Origin of the sequence: Roseibium sp., from assembly GCF_965232425.1 — a bacterium.
In the GTDB taxonomy this organism is placed as follows: Bacteria; Pseudomonadota; Alphaproteobacteria; order Rhizobiales; family Stappiaceae; genus Roseibium.
Window position 1 is genome coordinate 2,440,551 of record NZ_OZ246971.1, and the last position, 22,850, is coordinate 2,463,400.

A 22,850-nucleotide genomic window follows, 5' to 3' on the forward strand; every position below is an offset into this window, starting at 1 on the left:
CGGACCTTAGAACAGGAAGTAGCGCTGGGCCATGGGCAGGACCTCCGCCGGTTCGCAGGTCAGGAGTTCACCGTCGGCGCGCACTTCGTATGTTTCCGGGTGAACCTCGATATCCGGGGTCGCATCGTTGAGAACCATGGATTTCTTGGAAATACCGCCGCGGACGTTCTTCACCGGTAGCACGAGACTGTCGAGCCCGGCTTTCTCACCGATATTCGTGTCATAGGCCGCCTGGGAGACGAAGGTCACCCGGCTTTCCGTCATGGCCTTGCCGAAGGCGCCGAACATCGGCCGGTAATGAACCGGCTGCGGCGTCGGGATCGACGCGTTCGGATCTCCCATCGGCGCGGCCGCGATGGTGCCGAGTTTCAGCACCATGTCGGGTTTGACGCCAAAGAATTTCGGATCCCAGAGCACCAGATCCGCCAGCTTGCCGATCTCCACGGACCCGACATGCTGGTCAAGCCCGTGGGCAATGGCCGGATTGATGGTCATCTTGGCCATGTAACGCTTCACGCGGAAATTGTCGTTCTCGCCGGTTTCTTCCGCGAGACGGCCGCGCTGGACCTTCATCTTGTGGGCCGTCTGCAGCGTTCTGATCACGACCTCGCCGACGCGGCCCATGGCCTGGCTGTCGGAGGCGATGATCGAGAACGCGCCCATGTCATGGAGGATGTCCTCCGCGGCAATGGTTTCCTTGCGAATGCGGCTTTCGGCGAAGGCGACATCTTCCGGGATGGAGCTGTCTAGGTGATGGCACACCATCAGCATGTCCAGGTGCTCTTCCAGCGTGTTGACCGTGTAGGGCCGCGTCGGGTTGGTCGAGGACGGCAACACGTTCAGCTCGCCGCAAACCTTGATGATGTCCGGCGCGTGCCCGCCGCCTGCGCCTTCGGTATGGAAGGCATGGATCGTCCGGTCCTTGAAAGAGGCCGTCGTGTTCTCAACGAAACCGGACTCGTTCAGCGTGTCGGTGTGGATCATGACCTGGACGTCGTATTCGTCGGCGACGGAGAGGCAGGTGTCGATTGCCGCCGGTGTCGTGCCCCAGTCCTCGTGAAGCTTCAGGGCCGACGCACCGGCCATGATCTGCTCCTCCAGCGCCGCGGGCAAAGACGCGTTGCCCTTGCCGGCAAAGGCCAGATTCATCGGAAAGCTGTCGGCCGACTGAAGCATGCGCGTGATGTGCCAGGGTCCGGGCGTGCAGGTCGTCGCGTTGGTGCCGGTGGCCGGTCCGGTGCCGCCGCCAAGCATCGTCGTGACACCGGACATCAGGGCTTCTTCAATCTGCTGCGGACAGATGAAATGAATGTGCACGTCGAGGGCGCCGGCGGTCAGGATCTTGCCCTCGCCTGCGATCGCTTCGGTCCCGGGTCCGACGATGATGTCGACACCCGGCTGGACGTCCGGGTTGCCCGCCTTGCCGACGCCGACGATGCGGCCGTCCTTCAGACCGACATCCGCCTTCACGATGCCCCAGTGATCGACAATCAGGGCATTGGTGATGACCGTGTCGACGGCGCCTGCCGAGCGGGGTGCCTGCGACTGGCCCATGCCGTCCCGGATCACCTTGCCGCCGCCGAATTTCACTTCCTCGCCATAGGTGGTGAAATCCTTTTCCACCTCGATGATCAGCTCGGTATCGGCAAGGCGCATCCGGTCGCCGGTTGTCGGTCCGAACATGTCCGCGTAGGCGGCACGTGGCATTTTATAGGCCATGGTTGCTCCTGTCGGCGATCAGTTGCCGTAGTCTTCAAGTGTTGCGGTCAGATCGTCGATGCGCTGCATCGTCATGACGATCATGCAGTTCCGGTAAAGGTCATTGCCCCGGGTGCCTCCCTTGAAGGGAAAGCTGTAGGCCCTGCAGTCGAGTTCGCGATAGGAGACCCAGGCGGCCTGAGCCTCTTCAAGTGCGGACGGCGCGCCTTTCAGGTGGTCCGGCAAGGCGTCATCCATCTGAACGGTCTTCGCAAGGAGGTCCCGGTAAACGGTGTCAAGATTCGTGTTGGCTTCCGTCAGTGCTTTTTCGGCACAGTAGGTGCGCTCGTTGTTGTTGAGCGGATAGCCGCAATCGATGTTTTCCTGCGCGACCACGCCGGGGGTCAGGCAGATACAGAGGGTGGCGGCGAGCAAGAGGCGCATCAGATCCCAAGTCCCCCGCAGGTTTTTCCAGTTCCCCGGCGCTGATTCACGCCTGGGCCGACAAGGACAGGAAACGCCTTGGCCGGTACGGTCATAGCGCGCCCATGACCTTCTGATTGAAACCGTAGACGGTCCGGTTGCCGCGATACGGCACAAGGGTCACGGATCTTGTCTGACCGGGTTCGAACCGGACGGCGGTACCGGCCGGAATGTCGAGGCGCATGCCTCTGGCCTTTTCACGATCGAAGGAAAGGCCGCTGTTGGTTTCCGCGAAGTGATAGTGACTGCCCACCTGGACAGGCCGGTCCCCGGTGTTGGAGACGTCGAGTTCGACGGTTTCAAGCCCCACGTTCAGCTCGATTTCACCTTCGGCCGGAAAGATTTCGCCCGGGATCATTTGCAAACTCCTGAAATCCTGGAAGAGAGAAAGGTTCAGCGGATCGGCTCGTGGACGGTCACGAGTTTCGTTCCGTCCGGAAAGGTCGCTTCCACCTGAACGTCGTGAATCATCTCGGCCACGCCTTCCATGACCTGGCTGCGGTTGATTACGGTTGCCCCGGCGGCCATGAGATCGGCGACGGATCGCCCGTCTCTTGCGCCTTCGACAACGAAGTCCGTTATCAGGGCGACGGCCTCGGGATGATTGAGCTTGACCCCCCGCTCCAGTCTGCGGCGGGCAACCATTGCGGCCATCGAAACGAGCAGTTTGTCCTTCTCGCGCGGAGTAAGGTTCACGTCATATCCTCCAAACTAGCAATACCAGACGCGCGGCAGATCGGCCGAGCGGTAACCGGTCAAAAACGAAATGAGCGCGTTGCGCAGGTCACGGCTATTATCCGACACAAAACGCGCCGTCAGCAAGCCGTCCCAGGCAGTTGCCGCTCCATGTGTCGATGTCGCCGGAAGTCTTTCAAGGCAGGCGCGCGCGTGCGGCAAACGCTCTTCGGCATCGATCGCGCAATCCACGAAGGTCGAGACCACGTGACCGCCGTGCGCGGTCGCGGGACCGCTCAGGAAGTCCGCCGGGTCGCCTCGGTAGCGGACCTCATCGGCGAAAACGAGCCTGTTTTCCCGCCGGATTCTCCAGCGGTCCCTGAAGTCGACCTGCCTGACGGTTTCACCCATGGCCGTACGGCCGACCACGATCGTTTCCAGCAGCATCAGCCGGGCGCTTACGGCAAGATCGGCGTTCAGCGTGCGTGTCAGTCCGGACCGGTCGAACAGGATCGTTTCCTGGGGAAGCCATTCCAGCGTCGCGCCTGCCCCCACCCGCAGCGAACCTGTCACTTTTGCCGAGCCGGTTTTGCTGCGGTAGGCGCGCTCGGCGGTCTGGCTGGTCACAATCGCGTGTGCGTTCTCATCGATCGCGATATCGTAGGAAAGTTTGTCGCCGCCGGTGAGGCCGCCGGCGGTGTTGATCAGGACCGCGGTGGCGGTGGCGTCATAGACCCTGGGCAACCTGATCTTCGCAGATCCCTGCTGATAGAGGTCCGCCAGACGCGTGCGTCCCTCGGTGTTCGCGAAGCGGATACGCGCCGTGCCGGACACTCGCTGCAGAGTTTCTTCTTGCAGGCCTGAAACTGATGCCATTGCAGCATCATACATGCTTTCTCCGCCCCTGGATCTTGCCGGTCCGGCTGATGCCGGCGCCTTTCTTCCGAATTCTGGCCGGGAATGTCGGCGACGTTCCCCGGTTCCGGTTGCGAGCATATTAGCAAGGGCCGGGCCAAAAAAGTTCGATTTGCCCGGAGCGCCGGAATCCGGGCGCGCGGTCGCGGAAATGCGCAGGTGGCAGCGCCGCCGCAAGACATGTCTGCATAAAAGTTAGGCGATTGCACAAAGTGCAATCAGGCCGTGATTTCGGCCGGGGGGTTGCCCTGCGCGACATGATCCGGTTTTTAATAGGAACGGCAAGACGGAAAACAGTCTTTAACCAGTGTGCGTTCATATAGCGGTGTGACCAGCGAGGGATACACGTGTTCTCAAGCCCAATTGGCCGCCTGACAGTCTTTTTTCTGACCCTTTTCCTTGGTGCTGCGGTCCTGAGCGGCGGGTCCGTGCGTGCCGATATCGGTGCGTTCATCCTTGTCGACGCCAAGACGGGCAAGGTTCTGGAAGAAAAAAATGCCACCCGGAAGTGGTACCCGGCCTCGCTGACGAAGATGATGACGGCCTACGTCACCTTCAAGGCGATACGGGAGGGCCGCGCGACACTGAATTCGGCGGTCGTGCAGTCCAAGAATTCATTGTCGGAACCGCCGAGCAAAATGGGCTTCAAGGTGGGCACGCGGTTCACGATCGACACGGCCCTGAAGATTATCCTGGTCAAGTCGGCAAATGATGTCGCCGTGGCGCTCGGAGAAGCCGTCTCCGGATCTGAATCGGCTTTCCTCGCGGCCATGAACGCGGAAGCCCGGCGCCTGGGAATGACCAATACGCGCTTTACCAATCCGCATGGGCTGCCGGACAACGGGCAGGTTACGACGGCCCGGGACATGGCCATTCTCGCCATGGCGCTGCGCCGGGATTTCCCGGAATCGAAAAAATTCTACAATCATCCGGGACTGCGTTTCGGCAAGAAGACGCTGCGTTCGGCGAACCGCGAATTCCTGTTGCGCGTTCCCGGGGCGAACGGAATGAAGACCGGTTACATCTGCAATTCCGGCTATAACGTCGCAGCCTCCGTGACGCGCCGCGGACGGACCCTGATCGCCATCATCCTGGGCGCAGGCTCCGGGCTGGAGAGGACCGCGTTCGCGCGCCAGCTTTTCGACAAGGGGTTCAAGAAGCGCGGCGGCGGCGGCAAAAAAGTCGCCAGCATGACCGGGTCTTCGGGAAATCCACCGGCGAACGGGTACTGCCGGCGCAACCGAAGCCCCGGCGCGAAGGCCTACATGGCGCGGTTCGACATGAAGAACGAACCATCGGGCGGCTTCCTCTTCTTCAGGAGTGCGAGCGACAAGCAGCTCAAGCAGGTCGATGAAAGCGGGTTCACGCTCGCGAACGGAAAACCCGACTGGGCCAAGATACTGGACCGGACGCTCGGTCCGCGCCGCATCGCCTACAAGCCACTGCAGGTCAGTCTCGGAAAACCGAGCGGAACACCGAAACCGGCCGCCAATATCGCAGGATCGCAAATACCTGCCTCAGACGTTCCCGTCCCCTCCGCGAATCCCCTGCGCAGGGCCGAGATCGAGATCCGGGCGAAACTCCAGAATACGGCGCAAGGCAGCGCAGCGGGCGGCATCACGCAGGCCGCATCGGCGAGCGCGGAGGGAGCCGGTGAAACCGGCCAGGCCGCGCCCGGCTCAATTTTCCGGAAAGGGCTCGATTTCACCGTGCCCGTGCCGGCGCCCAGTCCGCGCAAGTAGGCCTGGTTTGCGGCTGCGCCCGGGAATGGCCGTTCCGGAGAGTTAACACTTTGTTTACCGAGTTCCTTAACACTGCGGTAAGAAGTCTGCTGTCGATGCGTGCGACGCCGTCAAAGCGCCCGGCACCGGACGTGCACTCCGTCGGGCATTGGAATGCCGGTCCTTAACCAGATCGAGAATTCGCATGATGATTGAACCGAGATCCACAGCAACAATCAGGGCGCTTGCCAGCCTGGCAGAGTTGTCGGCAGATCAGTTGGAAGACGGCACATCGGTCGAGGAAGTGATCGCCACTCTTCGAAAGGCCGCGGAAGCGGTGCGGCACGTGATCGATTCGGAAGAACAGGGCGATTCGACCTTTGCGTTTACGGACATGGATATCGTCCAGGACCTGACGCCGATGGATCTTGGCGCGGAAGGCGTGGACGAAAGCGCCGAAGCGGAAGAAAGCGAGCCGGAAGAGACGGTTCTCAACGCCAGCTAGAACAGTTACAAAGTTACATTTCCCTTTGACGTCTTCCCGGAAAGGATGCTAGCGGTTCGGCCTGTCCCGAACCCGGGCCTGTCGACGTGCCATGTTCCTGCGCGTGATGCGACGGGCTTCCGGTATCACAACTGGAGTCGCGTTTCATGGCTTCCCACGAACAGTCCGGATCCGCTCCGAAAAAGGGGCCGAAACCTCCCATCCCGCTTTCTGTACTGACGGGATTTCTGGGAGCTGGAAAGACCACTCTCCTCAATCGAATTCTCAAGGATCCCGCGATGGCCGATACGGCGGTCATTATCAACGAGTTCGGCGAAATCGGCCTTGATCATCTCTTCGTCGACCAGGCAGGAGAAGGCATTGTCGAGCTGTCTTCCGGCTGCCTGTGCTGCACGATCCGGGGCGATCTCGTCACGACGCTGGAAAACCTGTTGCGGCACCTGGACAACGGACGCACGGAACGGCTCAGCCGGGTGATCATCGAGACCACCGGTCTCGCCGATCCCGCGCCTATCCTGCACACCGTGATGCTGCATCCCTACCTGGTCATGCGTTACCGGCTCGACAGCGTGATCACGCTGGTCGACGCAATCAATGGGCTTTCGACACTGGATGAACACGAAGAAGCCCGCAAGCAGGCCGCCGTTGCGGACAGGATCGTGCTCACGAAAACCGACCTCCTGGCCGCGGAGACCGGGAACACGGCATTCGACGCACTGACGCATCGCCTTCAGGCCCTGAACCCGGGTGCGTTGCGGCTTGATGCCCAATCCGGTGACGCCGCACCGGACAAGCTGTTCAATGCAGGTCTCTATGATCCGAAAAGCAAGATACCGGATGTCGCGGCCTGGCTGAACGAGGAAGCCTACGCTGAGAGCGGACACGGCCACCACCACCATGCGCATGGACATGACCACGATCACGGCCACGCTCATGAACATGGCCATGCGCATGACATCAACCGGCACAGCGACGCCATCCGGGCGTTCACGCTCGCGACCGACCGGCCGGTGCCGGCATCGGCCCTGGAGATGTTTCTCGATCTGCTTCGCTCGGCGCACGGCCCCAAGCTCCTGCGGGTCAAGGGGATCGTGCAGCTCGCCGAAGATCCTGACCGGCCGGTGGTCATCCACGGTGTCCAGCATGTGTTTCATCCGCCCGCGACGCTCGAAGCGTGGCCGGATGACGACAGGCGTACACGCATGGTGTTCATCACCAAGGACCTGCCCGAGGGCTTCGTGCGGAAGATGTTCGAGGCTTTTTCCGGCGCGCTGCGTCCCGACACGCCGGATCACAAAGCGCTGACGGACAATCCGCTCGCCGTTTCCGGATTCACCAGCCCCGTGCGCTAGTGCGGTGAATTTGAAGTTCGCATCATTGCTCCAGCAGTCTGCGACGCGAACTTCAAATTCGTAAACCGCACTAGAAACATAGACTTACTCGTCACCTTCTTGAATCTGAAGTTCGTTCGAAGCCCGCTGCAAAACGGGTCGAACTTTAGATTCAGGTGACGAGTGCGGTGAATTTGAAGTTCGCATCATTGCTCCAGCAGTTTCCGAAGCGAACTTCAGATTCAGGTGACTAGCGTTTAACAACCGGCAGGCCTGCAAGACGTCCGCGCCGGGACGCCGTTTCGCAGCGTTCTCCGGTGCCGATGGCGCTCACTTGTCTTTCCTGCGCAGCCTGATCAGTCCCTCCTGGGCTGTCGAGGCGACCAGTTTTCCGTCCATTGTGAAAAAGGAGCCCCTGTTCAGGCCGCGGGAACCGGATGACGACACGCTGTCGGTCGCATAAAGGAGCCATTCGTCCGCGCGGAACGGGTGATGAAACCACATGGCATGATCCAGGCTCGCCGCCTGGATCTTCGGACTGAAAACCGACGTGCCGTGGGGAAAAAGGGAGGTGTCGAGAAGCGTCATGTCGGACGCATAGGCGAGGACGCACTGGTGAATGCGTTCCTCGTCGGGCAATTTTCCCGTTGCTCTCACCCAGACATACTGACGCGGCGGCAAGGGTTTCTTGCTGAAATAGTGGGTCAATTCGACGGGGCGCATTTCAATCGGCCGCTCACGCTCCCAGTAACGCCGGACGTTCTCCGGTGCGACTGCCAGGAACTTTTCCTTCAGTTCCCGGTCGCTCGGCAATTCATCCGGTTTCGGTACATCGGGCATGTCGAACTGGTGCTCCAGCCCGTTTTCGTGCAGCTGGAAAGATGCTGACATGGAAAAGATCGCCTCGCCGTGCTGAATGGCAACGACCCGCCTCGTGGTGAAGCTGCCGCCGTCCCTGATCCGGTCGACCTCGTAGATGATCGGAACCTGCGGGTCACCGGGGCGGAGGAAATATCCGTGCAGGGAATGGACATGACGATCCTCGACAACCGTCCGGGAGGCCGCGACCAGCGCCTGGCCGATGACCTGGCCGCCGAAAACCCGCTGCCAGCCAACCTGCGGGCTGCGACCACGGAACAGATTGCTTTCCAGCGCTTCCAGGTCAAGTATCTGCAGAAGGTTGTCAATGGCCGTGTTCATCGGTGTATTCCTTTGCGTGGACCAGCCATGTCGCTGTTGAAATCGTTTTGCCCGGCCAGCACTCTTGGACGGGAGATGACGTTAAAGTCAAGATGCCTTTGGGGAAGCTCGGGGCAGGGAGTATTCAAGTGGCCAAGAAACCAAAATCGACGGACATGTTCGACGTCGTGATCGCCGGCGGCGGATATGTCGGCCTGTCACTTGCGGTGGCGCTGAAGCAAGGGGATCCGAGCCTGAACTGCGCCGTCGTCGATCCGAAACCCATGGACCAGCTGCATATGGATCCGAGAGCATCGGCCATTGCCGCGGCGGCCTCCCGCATGCTGACGCAACTCGGGATCTGGACCCGGATTGAGAAAAAATCCCAGCCGATCGCGGAAATGATCGTCACGGACAGCAAACTGCGCGATGCCGTGCGTCCGGTGTTTCTGACGTTTGACGGCGAGGCGACGGAAGGAGAACCGTTCGCCCACATGATGCCCAATGGGGTCATGATGCCGGCGCTTTTCAAGGCCGCCAAGTCGCTCGGTGTCGCGTTCTTCGCGCCGTCCTCGGTGGACACGTTCCGCACGCTTGCGGACCATAGCGAAATCGAGCTGGAAGACGGCAAGTTGCTGAAGAGCCGGCTGCTGGTGGCTGCCGACGGTGTCCGTTCAAGGCTGCGGGAGCTGGCCGGCATAAGGACAGTGAGCTGGGACTATGGCCAGTCGGGCATCGTGACCACGGTGAAACATGAACGTCCGCATAACGGGCGCGCCGAAGAGCACTTTCTGCCGGCCGGACCATTTGCCATCCTGCCGCTGCCCGTTAATCGCTCGTCATTGGTCTGGACGGAGAAGACCGCGGATGCGGACCGGCTGGTGCGTTCGGACGAATTCACATTCGAAATCGAGCTGGAACGCCGGTTCGGACACCATCTGGGCAAACTTGAAGTCGACGGACCGCGGCGCGCCTATCCGCTGGGTCTGAAGCTTGCCCGCGACTACGTACAGCCCCGGTTCGCGTTGATCGGCGATGCCGCTCATGGCATCCACCCGATCGCCGGCCAGGGCTTGAATCTCGGCTTCAAGGATGTCGCGGCACTGGCCGAGGTCCTGGTTGATGCACGCCGCCTTGGGCAGGATGTCGGTGCGTTCGACGTGCTTGAGAGGTACCAGCGCTGGCGGCGGTTCGACACGTTCCAGATGGGTGTTGTCACCGATGTGCTCAACAGGCTGTTCTCGAATGACAACGATGCATTGCGGGCGGTCCGGGACTTCGGTCTCGGTCTGGTAGATCGCATGCCGGGGCTCAAGAGCATGTTCATCAAGGAAGCGGCCGGATTTGCCGGACCGGTTCCGAAATTGCTTTCCGGGGAGCCAATCTGATAGGACTTCAGTAATTGCCGCTGCGTCGGCCTGATTCCTGCTTTCGACGTGATTGGACCAGCCCTGCATGATTGATACGCCAGAGGGTTACAGCAAGCCTCGCTCGATCCTGATTACGGGATGCTCGTCCGGTATCGGCGCGGAGGCGGCGCATATCCTGCGTGGGCGGAACTGGCGCGTCTTTCCGACAGCTCGGAAGCAGGAAGACCTGGACCGACTGTCGGCACAGGGGTTCGAGGCCTTTTACCTGGACTACGAGGATGCCGACAGCATTCGCGCGACCGCCGATGCCGTTCTCGATCTGACCGACGGAAAACTGGACGCGCTGTTCAACAATGGCGCTTATGCCGTTCCAGGCGCGCTCGAGGACATTCCGACAGAGGCGATGCGGGCCCTGTTCGAGGCGAACTTCATCGGCTGGCACGATCTGACGCGACAACTGGTTCCGTCCATGCGCGCCAACGGATCCGGACGGATCGTGCAGTGTTCCTCCGTGCTCGGATTTGTCGCGCTGAAGTTTCGCGGGGCCTATACCGCATCCAAGTTCGCAGTCGAGGCGTATACCGACACACTGCGGCAGGAGCTCCATGGGAGCGGATTGCATGTCTGCCTGATCGAACCGGGGCCGATCGACACCAGGTTTACACAGAATACGCTCGCCAATTTCGACAGGTGGATCGGCGCGCGAGGGCTGGAATCGTCTGTTTTTCGGGAAACATATGAGAAACGGCGCGTTCGCATGGAGTCCGGGGAGCCCGGACCGTTCAAGCTACCGGCAAGTGCGGTTGTCCGGAAACTCATTCACGCGCTGGAAGCGAGACGGCCGAAAGCGCGCTATCATGTCACGGTGCCGACGTCCCTCATGTCGGTCGCAAAGCGCTTGCTTCCGACACGTCTGCTGGACAAGGTGTGCATCAGGGCAGCCGATGCCGAAGAATAAATTCTGTTCCAGAACAGAGGCTTGAGCCTCGCGAGGAAAAACATGGCGGAGATTTTCAACATACTTGTCCCGATCGGCATGGCCGCGGTGGCGATCGTCCTGCTTCTCGGGATATGGAACATGTTCCGGAACGGCCCCTCGAACCGGTCACAGATGCTGATGCGCTGGCGGGTCGGATTGCAGTTTCTGGTGGTTGTTCTCGTGATGAGTGGGCTCTATTTCTTCGGTTCCGGCTGATGTCGCGGATTTGAAGCTGTTTCCTGGAGAAAGAAGAAATGGTTGTTCTGAACAAGATTTACACGAAGACGGGTGACGACGGCACGACCGCGCTGGGAACGGGAGAACGCCGCCCCAAGAACGATCTGAGGATTGACGCCTACGGAACGGTGGACGAAACCAATGCCGTCGTGGGCCTCGTCAGACTTCATGCTGGTCCGGACGAAAAAGTTGTGGATGATGTTCTCGGCCGTATCCAGAACGACCTTTTCGACCTCGGGGCGGACCTGGCGACCCCGGAGACGGACCAGGATCTCGGCTACGAACCGCTGCGCATTTCCGAGAGCCAGGTGAGTGCCATCGAGGCGGCGATCGACGAGCTGAACGCCGATCTTTCACCGTTGCGCTCTTTCGTATTGCCGGGTGGTAGTGAGGCATCGGCCTATCTGCATCTGGCCCGGACCGTTTCAAGGCGTGCTGAAAGGCTCATGGTCGAGCTTGCGGCGGTAGAGACGATAAATCCGGCCGCGGTGCGCTACATGAACCGGTTGTCGGATTACTTCTTTGTCGCTTCGCGCTATCTGAACGACAAGGGCGAAAAAGATGTTCTCTGGGTTCCCGGTCAGAACCGCTGACGCCATGAGCTTGCCGAAAACCGGGGCCTGATTGACACGTGTTTATCCCGCTTCACGATCAGAACAGCCTTGAACATGTGGCAAGGCCTTACGTCAATCTGACGCTGATCGCGGTGAATGTTCTGGTCTTCCTGGTGCTTCAGGACGCCGGCGAATACAGGGCGATCAACGCATCTTCGGTTTCGCACGGTCTGATCCCGGTCGTTCTTTTCGACATCAGGGACCTGGCGCCGCAATTTCAGGTGCTGCCGGACTGGATGTCGCTGGTCACCTACGCCTTCCTGCACGGGAATTTCACGCACCTGATCGGGAACATGCTTTTCCTGTGGGTTTTCGGCGACAACGTCGAAGATGCACTGGGGCATTCCAGATATCTGATCTTCTATCTGGCTTGCACGATCCTCTCGGGATTGGCCTATGCGCTTCTGGATCTGAATTCAGACACGCCCCTGATCGGCGCATCGGGTGCTGTTTCAGGCGTCGTTGCCGCCTATCTGATGCTGCATCCGCGCGTCAAGGTCTGGGTTCTGGTGTTCGGCCGGATTCCGCTGCGCCTGACGGCGCAATGGCTTCTGGGTGCATGGGTGCTGTTCCAGATCGGCAATCTCGTGTTTGCGGAGGAAAGCCAGGTTGCCTGGATCGCGCATGTCGGGGGGCTTGCGGCGGGTGCGGTCCTTGTGCTGTTCATGCGCCGGCCTGGCGTGCAGCTTTTCGACCGGGATCTGGGCTAGGCGGGCGCTTACGCCGATTCCCACCTCGAATTGGATGCGCGGCAGGCAACGCCTTGGCGATTCAGCGATTTGCCCGAGGCAAGAACGATTTTCTCGTTGTAGGAGCGGCAATAGGTGCCTGACGCCGTTTTCCAGGTCTTGAGTGGCGTGACGGTGCCGCTTGCACCGCTTGCGGGGTTTTGCCAGCGCGTCGACTGGCCTGACACCGACTTTTCCAAGGCTGCCTGAAGCTGCTTGTTCGCCAGGGATTTGTCCGACATTTCAAGCGAAGAGGCGACCGCGGGCACGAGGGGCTCAGTCTGCTCCTGGGCTGTTATCATTGTGCATGAAGGTGCTGTTGCCAGACAAGTCACCGCAAGCACAAGCCTTGCAGGCTGCAGATTGAAGTATATTCCCAATTTGATCCTGCCTCTTGGATCTAGCGCCAGCCGTTTTGTATCGCCTCCCTTTCCTGATTCCTGGACAAAGGTCCGCCGGAAGGCTCACTGTCGCCCTGGAACTGACGACGCCCGATGATACGGTCTAAGAGATCGTCAGATCTAGACTTTTCTGAGGCAGATTTGTTCGAATTTCCCGGGGAATTCTGTTGAGCTTGCTTTTGCGCCTTCTTGCGGGTCTCGTCCGCGAAGTCCTCGCCGCCGCCGGATGTGCTGCCACCTCCGTTGGACCCGCCTCCGCCTCCGCCGGAACCGCCACCGCCGTTGCCGCCGCCACCTTTTCCGCCGCCGCCTCCGCCGCCGCCACTGCCACCGTCTCCGGATTGCGCAGCCGCGGCGATGGTATCTTTCAGGTCAAACAAGGGGCTGAAGAAGACAAGAGAGAACACCAACGCCGAGGCCGCGACACTCGGCAGAATGCGGAACATCGCAGAGAGGCGGTCTTGCAATGAATTCTGGCGAGTGCGTTTCATTCGGTTTCAGCTCTTCGGCGGTTTGCTATGATGACAAAATTCGGGAATGGACTTTTTCCCCTCGCACCCATAACACGTGGTGGCCTTTCTTCTTCCGCAACATAATTCAAAAAAAGTGGGGATTGAAAGGCAGGTTCGCGTGTTGTCCCCTTGAGAGCGGTTTTGCGGAGAACTTCTTGTCTGACGAAGCATTGAAAACGGAGATGATCCGTTTGCTCCCCAAGTTGAGGAGTTTTGCGCTGCGACTATGCCGGAATCCGGACCAGGCTGACGATCTGGTCCAGACGACATGCGAACGTGCGATCCGCTCTCTGGATCAGTTCGATCCCGCAACGCGTCTCGATAGCTGGATGTTCAGAATATTGCAAAACCTTTACTTTAATTCTGTGAGGGATGGTGCCAATCGGGCGCGGCTGTTCGATCTGGCAATGATGGATTTCGAAGACAGCTACGACGGTGCCAAGGCTGCCGCGAGCAGTCTGGAATTGCAGAAGGTTCAGTCCTTTATCGGGCAGCTGGATGCAGACAATCGCGAGGTTCTCTTGAAGATCGCAATCGAGGGGCAAAGCTACAAGGACGTTGCGGATGAGCTGGGGGTGCCGATCGGAACGGTCACGAGCCGTCTGGCCCGCGCGCGCCTGAAGCTCAGGGAATTTCTCGAGGCCAAGGATACTGCGCCGGGGGTGACGCTGCGCAGCATGCCAGGGGGTATGTCATGACATTTGACAGGAAACGCGAGCAGATCCTGCTGGCGGAAGATATCGGCAGACTTCTGGATGGCGAGCTGAACGAGGCGGAAGCCGCCACGCTCAAGAACGCCATTTCGAATGTCGAAGACGCGGATCAGCTTCTGCACAACATGGCGGCGGACAATGCGCTGCTTCAGAGCGCGGTGTCGGCGCCCGTGCCCGACCAGGCCATGATGCGGTTTCAGAGCGTCATCGATAGCGAATTCGACAAGCGGGGCGGTGTTCCGCTTGCACGCGCGCAGCCGTTCTGGTCAAGCCCGATGGTCCAGGTTGCCGCAGCCGTGGTACTGGTCGCCGGAACGTTCATGTTCACGGCTTTCTGGATGCAGTCCCGCATGGATGATGCCGTTGCATCGCTCGCGGCCCACATGGAAACGGAGCGCGTCCTGCTGGCGCAGACCGTTCAGGAAGCCCTGGAAACGCGGGTCAGCGGCGAACCGGTCTATATCGGCCAGGAGGGGTCCTGGACGGACGTTCTCACACCGATCAAGACCTACAAGAGCAAGAGCGGTCACTGGTGCCGCGAATATGTGAGGCAGACGACCTTCAGCGGACGCGACCTGACGATCCAGGGCACGGCGTGCCGGGATGAAAACGGCACCTGGACGACGGTGTTTGCAGAGCCGGTTTCCGACAAGTTCACGCCGCAGCGGGACGATACCGGCATCTAGCGCTTTTTCCGGCAGGCGGCATTATGATGGCGGCGGGCTGTGCGCCCGCCGCCTTTTTTCGGTCCGAACTATCATCATTACGACGCATGTTTTTCCAAGCCCGGCAATTTTCGGCCTTGCGCCCTATAGCGCAATTGACAGCCGACCTGCTGGTAAGTACCGTCCCGCGCCATGCGCCACGATTGGCTTGTTTCCGCCGTTTGTGACCTCGAGTTACATCGACGGACGGGCCTTGCAATGCGGAGCGGTGAAAACCGCCCTGAAAGAGGTTGAGAGCAAATGAAAATCCTCGTGCCCGTGAAGCGGGTCATCGACTACAATGTTAAGGTTCGTGTCAAACCGGACGGTTCGGGTGTCGATCTAGCCAACGTCAAGATGTCCATGAACCCGTTCGACGAAATCTCCGTTGAAGAAGCCCTTCGTCTGAAGGAAGCAGGCAAGGCGACCGAGGTCATCGTGGTGTCGGTCGGACCGCAGCAGGCCACCGAAACGCTCCGCACGGGGCTCGCCATGGGTGCCGATCGCGGTATCCTGGTGAAGACCGACGAAACCACGGAGCCGCTTGCGGTCGCCAAGATTCTCAAGGCGATCGTCGAGGCGGAAGAGCCGGGCCTCGTCATTGTCGGAAAACAGGCGATTGACGATGACTGCAACCAGACCGGCCAAATGCTTTCCGCGCTGCTTGGCTGGAGCCAGGGCACCTTCGCTTCCAATATCGATCTCGGCGACGGAACCGCCGACGTCACGCGTGAGGTCGATGGCGGCCTGCAGACGGTCAAGCTGAAGCTGCCGGCGATCGTCACCACGGACCTGCGCCTCAACGAGCCGCGCTATGCGTCCCTGCCGAACATCATGAAAGCCAAGAAAAAGCCGATCGACGAGAAAACACCGGAAGATTTCGGCGTGGACATCGCGCCGCGGCTGACCGTGGTGACCACCACCGAACCGGCCGGCCGTGAGGCGGGCATCAAGGTCGCGTCGGTGAGCGAACTCGTCGACAAACTGAAAAACGAAGCCGGTGTCCTTTAGGACGCGCTGCAGGAGGACAAACTCATGACAACACTTCTTGTGGCAGAACATGCCGGCGGTGCACTGAACGACGCAACAGCCAAAGCCCTCACCGCGGCAGCGGCGCTCGGATCGGATGTGCATATCCTGGTGGCCGGCAAAGGCGTGCAGGGCGTTGCCGAGGAAGCTGCCAAGCTTTCAGGTGCCGCCAAGGTGCTGGTGGCCGAAAGCGACGTACTGGAGCATCAGCTCGCAGAGCCGACAGCCGACCTGATTGTCGGCATGGCCGGCGACTATGACGCTATCGTCGCGCCGGCAACCGCCAACGGCAAAAACACGCTTCCGCGCGTCGCGGCCCTTCTCGACGTGATGCAGATCTCCGACATCACCGCCGTGATCGACGCAGAAACGTTTGAACGGCCGATCTATGCGGGCAACGCGATCCAGACCGTGAAGTCGGGCGATCCGAAAAAGGTGATCACGGTGCGCACGTCCACGTTCGCGGCAGCGGAAGAGGGCGGATCGGCAGCGATTGAGAGCATTGCGGGAACCGACGGCACGGGCCTTTCGGAATTCGTCGGTGAAGAACTCTCCAAATCCGACCGTCCGGAGCTGACATCCGCGAAGATCATCATCTCCGGGGGCCGCGCGCTCGGCTCGGAAGAGAAATTCCAGGAAGTCATCATGCCGGTGGCCGATGCGCTGGGCGCGGCGGTCGGTGCGTCGCGCGCCGCGGTCGATGCCGGCTATGCGCCGAATGACTGGCAGGTCGGGCAGACCGGCAAGGTGGTTGCCCCCGATCTCTACATCGCCTGCGGAATTTCCGGTGCAATTCAGCACCTTGCGGGCATGAAGGACTCCAAGGTCATTGTTGCGATCAACAAGGACGAGGAAGCCCCGATCTTCCAGGTTGCGGACTACGGCCTCGTTGCCGATCTGTTCGACGTACTGCCGGATTTGAAGGCTGCCGTGGAGTAACACCTGCGGCAAATTGATCACGAACCCCGGGGCGAATGCGAGTTTTCGCTCCGGGGTTCTTGCTGTTCGGCTCAAGACTTGCCAAAAATAACCGCAAACCGGTTCGCCGGGTGTTTCTCTCAGACGGAAGTTCAGGATGGCAGTCGAAATCAAAAAAATCGGCGTGATCGGCGCGGGTCAGATGGGCAGCGGAATTGCGCATGTATGTGCGCTTGCCGGGTTCGACGTTGGCTTGAGCGACATCTCGATGGAACGGATCGAATCGGGGCTGGCCTCGATCAACGGCAACATGGCACGGCAAGTCAGCAAGTCCCTGATTGCGGAAGACGAGCGCACCGCTGCGCTTGACAGGATCAAGGCGGTTGAGGAACTGGACCTTCTCGCCGATGCGGATCTGGTGATCGAATCGGCGATTGAGAACGAACAGGTCAAGCGCAAGATCTTTGCGCAACTCTGTCCGATCCTGAAGCCGGAAGCGATCCTGGCGACCAATACGTCCTCGATCTCGATTACCCGTCTTGCTGCGACAACGGACCGTCCGGAACGGTTTATCGGCATCCATTTCATGAACCCGGTTCCGATCATGGATCTGGTCGAACTGGTTCGCGGCATTGCAACGGAAGACGAGACCTTTGAAGCCTCGAAGGCCTTTTGTGTGCGGCTCGGAAAACAGATTGCCGTGGCCGAGGACTTCCCGGCCTTCATGGTCAACCGCATTTTGCTGCCGATGATCAACGAAGCGATCTACACGCTTTACGAAGGCGTCGGGTCGGTTGAATCGATCGACAAGGCAATGCGGCTGGGCGCAAATCATCCGATGGGTCCGTTGCAGCTCGCCGACTTTATCGGTCTCGATACCTGCCTTTCCATCATGCAGGTGCTCTATGAAGGTCTCGCGGACACCAAGTATCGCCCCTGCCCGCTTCTGGTGAAGTATGTCGAGGCCGGATGGCTGGGGCGCAAGACCCAGCGCGGCTTTTATGACTATCGCGGGGAAACGCCGGTACCGACCCGCTAGACTTCATGAATCTCGCCGAGTTCTGTCTGACGCAAGCGAAAGCCGATGCGTCCAAGACGGCGCTGGAGGTCGTCGGACCGGGTGGCGCCATCGAGGAGAGCTGGACATTCGGTGAGCTCAGAGACGCCGTGTTGTCGGTGGCGGCAGGCCTCAAGGCCCGCGGGCTGAAACCGGGCGACCGGGTCCTCTTGCGCATCGGTCACAGCAGCGATTTCCCGCTAATGTACTTCGGTGCAATTGCCGGCGGTTTCGTCCCCGTTCCGACCTCGGATCAGCTACCGGAAGGTGAAGTCGCGCGCATTCTGGAAGACAGCGGGGCCTCGCTTGTTCTTCATGATGGCTCGAGCGCCGTCCCGAAGGCGATCGGGGGATTGCTTGCCGGTCCCGCGGAGATCGATGCTCTCAAAACGTCCGCACCCGGTGAGTTCGCCGTGATGGAGGACGAAGATCCCGCCTTTCTCATCTACACCTCCGGAACGAGCGGAACACCCAAGGGTGTCCTTCACGCACACCGCTCCGCCACTGCCCGCCTTGCGGCTCATGTCGGCTGGATCGGCTTGTCCGCCGCCGACCGTCTGCTTCATTCAGGCGCGTTCAACTGGAGTTACACGCTTACCGTCGGCCTGATGGATCCCTGGATCAAGGGGGCGACCAGCGTGATCTACAGGGGCCCGCGTGAACCCGAGGTCTGGCCCGGGATCCTCGAGGCCAGCGAGGCAACCCTGTTTGCAGCGGTTCCGAGCCTCTATCGCAGGATCCTGAAATATGGCGACGTCTCGAAGACCGCGTTTCCGGCCCTGCGCCACGGCCTTACCGCCGGTGAGGGCCTGTCGGCCGATCTTCATGCCCACTGGCGTGAGCGGACGGGGCGGGAACTCTACGAGGCGCTGGGGATGAGCGAAGTCTCGACATATCTGTCCAGCGGACCGGGCGTCCCGGTCAAACCCGGCGCAACCGGAAAACCGCAGCCCGGACGCAAGGTCGCGTTGCTGCAGGAAACAGACGCGGGCATGGCCGAGACGAAAACGGACGAAACAGGCCTCTTGTGCGTTCACCGGGACGAACCGGGCCTGATGCTCGGCTACTGGCAAAGACCGGAGGAAACCCGGGCGGCCTTCATGGGTCCCTGGTTTGTGACCGGAGACCGGATGCGCCGGGATGGCGATGGTTATTTCTGGTATGAAGGCCGGGCCGACGACCTGATGAATGCGTTCGGTTACCGGGTTGCTCCGGAAGAAGTGGAGCGTGTGCTGCTGGAGCACCCGAATGTGCAGGAAGTCGCGGTTGCGGAACAGGAGGTCCGGCCGGGTGTGCGCCTGATCGCCGCCTTCGTCGTTGCGCATGATCCGGAGCGGTTCGACGAGGACGACCTTGCGTCCTTCGCCGCCGCATCGCTTGCGGATTACAAGCGGCCCAGAATCTACAAGGCATTGCAGCAATTGCCGCGTACCCGCACGGGCAAGGTCCGGCGCAAGGCACTCACCACCGACAGCTAGGCTCAGCACTCATTCATCCAAATTGATGGCCCTGACTCTAAAACCTTATGTTTTCGTTTAGGGTTTTGTTAACGCGCGCTTAAGGCCGGTGCAGCTAGGATTCCGGTTCCTGACGGTAGCAGCAGAGAAAGCATTCATGGACAGCGTCGGCATTGCCAGCACATACGCCGCAACGTCTCAGGCGCAGACGCAGCAGGCATTGCAGTCGGAGATGCTCAAGATCGCTGCGCAGCAGGACGCAAATCTCGTCGCCCTGCTGCAGGAAGGCGCTGCCAATCTCGAAACGGCGACGAGCGCCCCTCCCCCGGGACTGGGCACCCAGGTCGATGTGACGGCCTGAAGGCCTTCCGGCATTCTCATTCGTTAAAAAGAACCAGCGTTTTCAGGCGGGAAACGGCACCTGGGCGGTGCGGCCGCGTCTCTACGCGTGCGGCCTCTGGTCCGGTGTTGAAAGATACCCGGCGTAAAAGCTGTTTCTTGTTTCAGGCACTTGGCGTCAAAAAAGTAAACTTTTAAATTAATTCTTCCGGTTTATTTAGGCAGATCTTGAGCAAGACCTCAGGAACAGCCTGATTTTTACGTTTTAATTCAGGTAGATGGTGCAAACTTATCCTCAACTTGAACCCCGTGTTTGGACCAAAGATGTCTGAGGCAATCGCAAGCACATCAACGCAGGCATTTCAGCCGTCGCTCAGCGCGTCTCGTATCGAGAAGACCGCCGAGCAGGTGAAGGTGCTCAGCGCGCGCCAGTCCGAAGCGGCGGCCGAAACCGTTCAGAGACAGGCCGCGTTCAGCACGAGCCGTGCCGAATTTCTCAGTGATCAGGCGGAAAAGCTTGAAAACCGGGCGCAGAACCGCAGTCCGGAAGACGGACTTGGCAACAGGCTCGATATCTCGATCTAACACGCGCCAGAAAAGAGGCCCTGCAGGCATGACGACAGTTTCAGACAGCCCCTCGGCGTCCTACGACGTTGCCAAGATCCGGAACGAGTTTGCGATCAATGCGGTCAAGGACCAGGCGGACCAGGAGCGTCAGGTCGCCAGCCGGCTCGAGGATGCTCAGGCAACCCAGGAAGAAGAGCGCCGTGAAAACCGGAAGATTCCCGGTCTCGGCGAAGCTGTCGACGTCACGGTCTGATACCAACCGTCATAGATAGAAACCCATTTCATGGCATCAAACCGGTCCACTCGGTCAGGCGCCGTCCTTCCCGAGCGCTGACCGGATCAGCGTCTTTGCCTCGCCGGACGCCCAATGGGCCGGTCCGTACATGGTGCCGACTTCGCATCCCTCTTCATTGATCAGAATTGTCGTCGGCAGGCCGGTGGCGCGGCTGACCTTGCGCAGGTCCTTCAACAGGCCGTTCGAACTGTCCTGGTAGAATGTCAGGCTTTCGACACCGATTTCATCGAGAAACTTCTTCGGTTTTTCCGGGCCTCCGCGGTCGAGGCTCACGGCCACGACCTCGAAGCTGTCATCCCCGAGTTCGGCCTGCAGCTGGTCGAGCGCTGGCATTTCCTCGCGGCAGGGCGCACACCAGGTGGCCCAGAGGTTGAGCAGGACCGTCTTGTCCTTGAAGTCTTCCATGGTCATATCCTGACCTTCCGGACCCTTGAACGCGAGCGTTTTGAGGCCCAGTGGTTCGCTGGCCGGGAGGAATGCCGCCACTTCCCCCTTTGCATGGGGCTTTGCGGCGGCGGCGGCCGAAAGGGCTGCAGTGCAGCTTTGCGCACTGGCGATGTTGCCATTCGGACCGGCGATCACGTATAGAGCCGCTACAGCAGCTGCCGCACCCGCGAGACCGGCCAGGATCACGCCGCGCTTCGGGCTCTTGACGGGTTCGGTTGGCTTATTCATTCGTTCACACCTCGCAAGGGGCGCCTCTTTAAAGGACAGGACATGAGCAATCGCATGTGGGGCGGCCGGTTCGCCGAAGGACCGGACGCCATCATGGAGGAGATCAATGCCTCTATCGACTACGACCGGAAGCTATATAGGCAGGACATCGACGGCTCGAAAGCCCATGTGCGCATGCTCGCTCAAAAAGAGATTGTCACGCAGGACGATGCCGACAAGATCGTCGAGGGTCTAGACACAATCCTGTCAGAGATCGAAAAAGGCGATTTCAAGTTCTCGCGCGCCCTCGAAGACATCCACATGAACGTGGAAGCGCGTCTTGCAGAACTCATCGGCCCGGCGGCGGGACGCCTGCATACGGCGCGCTCCAGAAACGATCAGGTTGCAACGGATTTCCGCCTGTGGGTCCGCGATACGCTCGACACGCTGGATCAGCAGCTCGGCGAGATCATGCAGGCCCTTGCCGCGAAGGCGGAGACGCATGCAGCCGACGTGATGCCCGGTTTTACCCATCTGCAGTCCGCACAGCCGGTGACGTTCGGGCACCATCTGCTCGCCTATGTGGAAATGTTCGCCCGCGACCGTGGCCGCGTGCGTGATGCCCGCAAGCGGATGAACGAATGTCCGCTCGGGGCGGCCGCCCTTGCCGGAACGTCCTTTCCGATCGACCGCAAGATGACCGCCGAAGCGCTGGGCTTCGACCGGCCGACCGCCAATTCTCTGGACGCGGTGTCCGACCGGGATTTTGTCATCGAGGCGCTTTCGGCGGCGTCGCTGACGGCGATGCACCTGTCGCGTCTCGCCGAGGAAATCGTCGTCTGGTGCTCCGCCCAGTTCGGCTTCGTGAAGCTTTCGGACAAGTTCTCGACCGGCTCGTCGATCATGCCGCAAAAGAAAAATCCGGATGCGGCCGAACTCGTGCGCGCCAAGACAGGTCGTATCTACGGGTCCCTGCAGGCGCTGCTGGTGATGATGAAGGGGCTGCCGCTGGCCTACTCCAAGGACATGCAGGAAGACAAGGAACAGGCCTTCGACGGTCTCGCGAGCGTTTCGCTCGCTCTTGCCGCCATGACCGGCATGGTGCGCGATCTCGAACCGGTCACCAAGTCGATGAAGAAGGCGGCGGGATCAGGCTATTCCACCGCGACCGACCTTGCCGACTGGCTTGTGCGCGTGCTCGGCATGCCGTTCCGCGATGCCCATCATGTCACCGGCCGCATTGTCGGTCTTGCGGTAGAGAGGGGCGTCGAGCTGCACAAGGTGCCGCTTGAGGACATGCAGCAGGTCGATCCGAAGATCACCGCGGAAGTGTTCTCGGTGCTGTCGGTGGACAAGTCGGTCCGCAGCCGCACGAGTTACGGCGGCACGTCGCCGGTCAATGTGCGCAAACAGGCGCGTCGCTGGCTGAAGGACCTTTCAAGGGACTAGCAACTCTGCAAATTCTCCCCGCGCAACACCCATTCAACCCTATGGTCTTGCCGAATGGCTCGTGCCGTGCGAGGAGAAGAACGAACGAGGTGAATTCCGAAAAGGGCAAGTGTCGCATGGTGATCCGGATCAGAACTCTGGCAGTGGTCTGTCTGTGTCTGAGCACAACCTTGGCCGCATGCGGCCGGAAGGGCGATCTGGATGTTCCCGGAACGCCGGTGGAACAACAAAACACACTGTCGGAACCGGTTGATCCCGCAACAGCGCCGGCACCGCCGGAACTTGAGCCGGAAACCGACGACAGGTCCTTCTTTCTGGAT

At 60.3% G+C, this 22,850-nt stretch carries 27 protein-coding genes and 1 pseudogene; 19 read left to right on the forward strand and 9 right to left on the reverse strand.

Translation table 11 applies throughout. The features are described from left to right. Nucleotides 1-6 precede the first annotated feature (6 nt). The 5 genes from ureC to ACO08A_RS11115 form a co-directional block, all read right to left on the reverse strand. Complete coding sequence (gene ureC, locus ACO08A_RS11095) at nt 7-1,719, reverse strand: urease subunit alpha (protein ID WP_422041125.1); 1,713 nt, start codon at nt 1,717-1,719, stop codon at nt 7-9. Between the two features lie 18 nt (nt 1,720-1,737). Next, complete coding sequence (locus ACO08A_RS11100) at nt 1,738-2,142, reverse strand: lysozyme inhibitor LprI family protein (RefSeq protein WP_422041126.1); 405 nt, start codon at nt 2,140-2,142, stop codon at nt 1,738-1,740. Nucleotides 2,143-2,233: 91 nt separating this feature from the next. Continuing rightward, nucleotides 2,234-2,539, reverse strand: coding sequence for an urease subunit beta (locus ACO08A_RS11105; protein ID WP_421980403.1), 306 nt, complete (start codon nt 2,537-2,539; stop codon nt 2,234-2,236). 35 nt (nt 2,540-2,574) lie between these two features. After that, nucleotides 2,575-2,877 carry an urease subunit gamma gene (locus ACO08A_RS11110; protein ID WP_422041127.1) on the reverse strand — a complete coding sequence of 101 codons (303 nt, stop codon included), beginning with the start codon at nt 2,875-2,877 and terminating at the stop codon, nt 2,575-2,577. A gap of 15 nt (nt 2,878-2,892) precedes the next feature. Then, nucleotides 2,893-3,747 (reverse strand): urease accessory protein UreD, encoded by an 855-nt coding sequence (locus tag ACO08A_RS11115; RefSeq protein ID WP_422041128.1) that lies wholly within the window; start codon nt 3,745-3,747, stop codon nt 2,893-2,895. 371 nt (nt 3,748-4,118) lie between these two features. Here ACO08A_RS11115 and ACO08A_RS11120 point away from each other — a divergent pair, with 371 nt between their 5' ends. The 3 genes from ACO08A_RS11120 (at nt 4,119) to ACO08A_RS11130 (ending at nt 7,349) form a co-directional block, all read left to right on the forward strand. Further along, nucleotides 4,119-5,513 carry a D-alanyl-D-alanine carboxypeptidase family protein gene (locus ACO08A_RS11120; protein WP_422041129.1) on the forward strand — a complete coding sequence of 465 codons (1,395 nt, stop codon included), beginning with the start codon at nt 4,119-4,121 and terminating at the stop codon, nt 5,511-5,513. Nucleotides 5,514-5,697: 184 nt separating this feature from the next. After that, nucleotides 5,698-5,997 (forward strand): hypothetical protein, encoded by a 300-nt coding sequence (locus tag ACO08A_RS11125; protein ID WP_422041130.1) that lies wholly within the window; start codon nt 5,698-5,700, stop codon nt 5,995-5,997. Nucleotides 5,998-6,143: 146 nt separating this feature from the next. Beyond that, a complete protein-coding gene (locus ACO08A_RS11130; protein WP_422041131.1) occupies nt 6,144-7,349 on the forward strand; it encodes a CobW family GTP-binding protein in 1,206 nt (401 codons plus the stop codon). 309 nt (nt 7,350-7,658) lie between these two features. Here the strand turns inward: ACO08A_RS11130 and tesB are convergent, their stop codons facing one another. Then, entirely contained in the window at nt 7,659-8,528 is an 870-nt protein-coding gene (tesB, locus tag ACO08A_RS11135) for an acyl-CoA thioesterase II (protein WP_422041132.1), read from the reverse strand. 155 nt (nt 8,529-8,683) lie between these two features. Between tesB and ACO08A_RS11140 the strand changes: the two genes are divergently transcribed. The 5 genes from ACO08A_RS11140 (at nt 8,684) to ACO08A_RS11160 (ending at nt 12,417) form a co-directional block, all read left to right on the forward strand. Then, complete coding sequence (locus ACO08A_RS11140; protein ID WP_422041744.1) at nt 8,684-9,895, forward strand: ubiquinone biosynthesis hydroxylase; 1,212 nt, start codon at nt 8,684-8,686, stop codon at nt 9,893-9,895. Nucleotides 9,896-9,962: 67 nt separating this feature from the next. Next, the gene (locus tag ACO08A_RS11145) at nt 9,963-10,835 is read left to right on the forward strand and encodes an SDR family oxidoreductase (RefSeq protein WP_422041133.1); all 873 of its coding nucleotides are present in this window, start codon (nt 9,963-9,965) and stop codon (nt 10,833-10,835) included. A gap of 42 nt (nt 10,836-10,877) precedes the next feature. Continuing rightward, a complete protein-coding gene (locus ACO08A_RS11150; RefSeq protein WP_306142292.1) occupies nt 10,878-11,072 on the forward strand; it encodes a twin transmembrane helix small protein in 195 nt (64 codons plus the stop codon). A 38-nt stretch (nt 11,073-11,110) separates the two neighbouring features. Beyond that, nucleotides 11,111-11,686 (forward strand): cob(I)yrinic acid a,c-diamide adenosyltransferase, encoded by a 576-nt coding sequence (locus ACO08A_RS11155; RefSeq protein ID WP_422041134.1) that lies wholly within the window; start codon nt 11,111-11,113, stop codon nt 11,684-11,686. Between the two features lie 38 nt (nt 11,687-11,724). Then, entirely contained in the window at nt 11,725-12,417 is a 693-nt protein-coding gene (locus tag ACO08A_RS11160; protein ID WP_422041135.1) for a rhomboid family intramembrane serine protease, read from the forward strand. Between the two features lie 8 nt (nt 12,418-12,425). Here ACO08A_RS11160 and ACO08A_RS11165 read toward each other — a convergent pair whose 3' ends face one another. Further along, nucleotides 12,426-12,737 carry an RT0821/Lpp0805 family surface protein gene (locus tag ACO08A_RS11165; RefSeq protein ID WP_422041136.1) on the reverse strand — a complete coding sequence of 104 codons (312 nt, stop codon included), beginning with the start codon at nt 12,735-12,737 and terminating at the stop codon, nt 12,426-12,428. Between the two features lie 98 nt (nt 12,738-12,835). Next, nucleotides 12,836-13,327 (reverse strand): hypothetical protein, encoded by a 492-nt coding sequence (locus ACO08A_RS11170; RefSeq protein WP_422041137.1) that lies wholly within the window; start codon nt 13,325-13,327, stop codon nt 12,836-12,838. Between ACO08A_RS11170 and ACO08A_RS11175 the strand changes: the two genes are divergently transcribed. The 9 genes from ACO08A_RS11175 to ACO08A_RS11215 all read left to right on the forward strand — a co-directional run bounded on the left by ACO08A_RS11175 (nt 13,303) and on the right by ACO08A_RS11215 (nt 20,385). Further along, nucleotides 13,303-14,046, forward strand: coding sequence for an RNA polymerase sigma factor (locus tag ACO08A_RS11175; RefSeq protein ID WP_422041138.1), 744 nt, complete (start codon nt 13,303-13,305; stop codon nt 14,044-14,046). The genes ACO08A_RS11170 and ACO08A_RS11175 overlap by 25 nt on opposite strands. After that, a complete protein-coding gene (locus ACO08A_RS11180; protein ID WP_422041139.1) occupies nt 14,043-14,747 on the forward strand; it encodes a hypothetical protein in 705 nt (234 codons plus the stop codon). The genes ACO08A_RS11175 and ACO08A_RS11180 overlap by 4 nt, the downstream gene beginning before the upstream one ends. A gap of 279 nt (nt 14,748-15,026) precedes the next feature. Further along, complete coding sequence (locus ACO08A_RS11185; RefSeq protein ID WP_422041140.1) at nt 15,027-15,776, forward strand: electron transfer flavoprotein subunit beta/FixA family protein; 750 nt, start codon at nt 15,027-15,029, stop codon at nt 15,774-15,776. A gap of 24 nt (nt 15,777-15,800) precedes the next feature. Continuing rightward, nucleotides 15,801-16,733 (forward strand): electron transfer flavoprotein subunit alpha/FixB family protein, encoded by a 933-nt coding sequence (locus ACO08A_RS11190; RefSeq protein WP_422041141.1) that lies wholly within the window; start codon nt 15,801-15,803, stop codon nt 16,731-16,733. Nucleotides 16,734-16,869: 136 nt separating this feature from the next. Continuing rightward, a complete protein-coding gene (locus tag ACO08A_RS11195; protein ID WP_421980388.1) occupies nt 16,870-17,751 on the forward strand; it encodes a 3-hydroxybutyryl-CoA dehydrogenase in 882 nt (293 codons plus the stop codon). Between the two features lie 5 nt (nt 17,752-17,756). After that, nucleotides 17,757-19,247 carry a class I adenylate-forming enzyme family protein gene (locus ACO08A_RS11200; protein WP_422041142.1) on the forward strand — a complete coding sequence of 497 codons (1,491 nt, stop codon included), beginning with the start codon at nt 17,757-17,759 and terminating at the stop codon, nt 19,245-19,247. Between the two features lie 136 nt (nt 19,248-19,383). Beyond that, entirely contained in the window at nt 19,384-19,587 is a 204-nt protein-coding gene (locus ACO08A_RS11205; RefSeq protein WP_422041143.1) for a hypothetical protein, read from the forward strand. Nucleotides 19,588-19,889: 302 nt separating this feature from the next. Then, nucleotides 19,890-20,150 (forward strand): hypothetical protein, encoded by a 261-nt coding sequence (locus tag ACO08A_RS11210; protein ID WP_422041144.1) that lies wholly within the window; start codon nt 19,890-19,892, stop codon nt 20,148-20,150. A 28-nt stretch (nt 20,151-20,178) separates the two neighbouring features. Then, complete coding sequence (locus ACO08A_RS11215) at nt 20,179-20,385, forward strand: hypothetical protein (RefSeq protein ID WP_319384775.1); 207 nt, start codon at nt 20,179-20,181, stop codon at nt 20,383-20,385. 54 nt (nt 20,386-20,439) lie between these two features. Here the strand turns inward: ACO08A_RS11215 and tlpA are convergent, their stop codons facing one another. Then, a complete protein-coding gene (gene tlpA, locus ACO08A_RS11220) occupies nt 20,440-21,102 on the reverse strand; it encodes a thiol:disulfide interchange protein TlpA (protein WP_422041145.1) in 663 nt (220 codons plus the stop codon). A 42-nt stretch (nt 21,103-21,144) separates the two neighbouring features. Between tlpA and argH the strand changes: the two genes are divergently transcribed. Together argH and ACO08A_RS11230 are read left to right on the forward strand one after the other, a co-directional pair. Then, nucleotides 21,145-22,530, forward strand: a complete 1,386-nt coding sequence (gene argH, locus ACO08A_RS11225; protein WP_422041146.1) for an argininosuccinate lyase — start codon at nt 21,145-21,147, stop codon at nt 22,528-22,530. Between the two features lie 116 nt (nt 22,531-22,646). Continuing rightward, a pseudogene (locus ACO08A_RS11230) lies at nt 22,647-22,709 on the forward strand (hypothetical protein); the annotation flags it as partial. Nucleotides 22,710-22,850 lie beyond the last annotated feature (141 nt).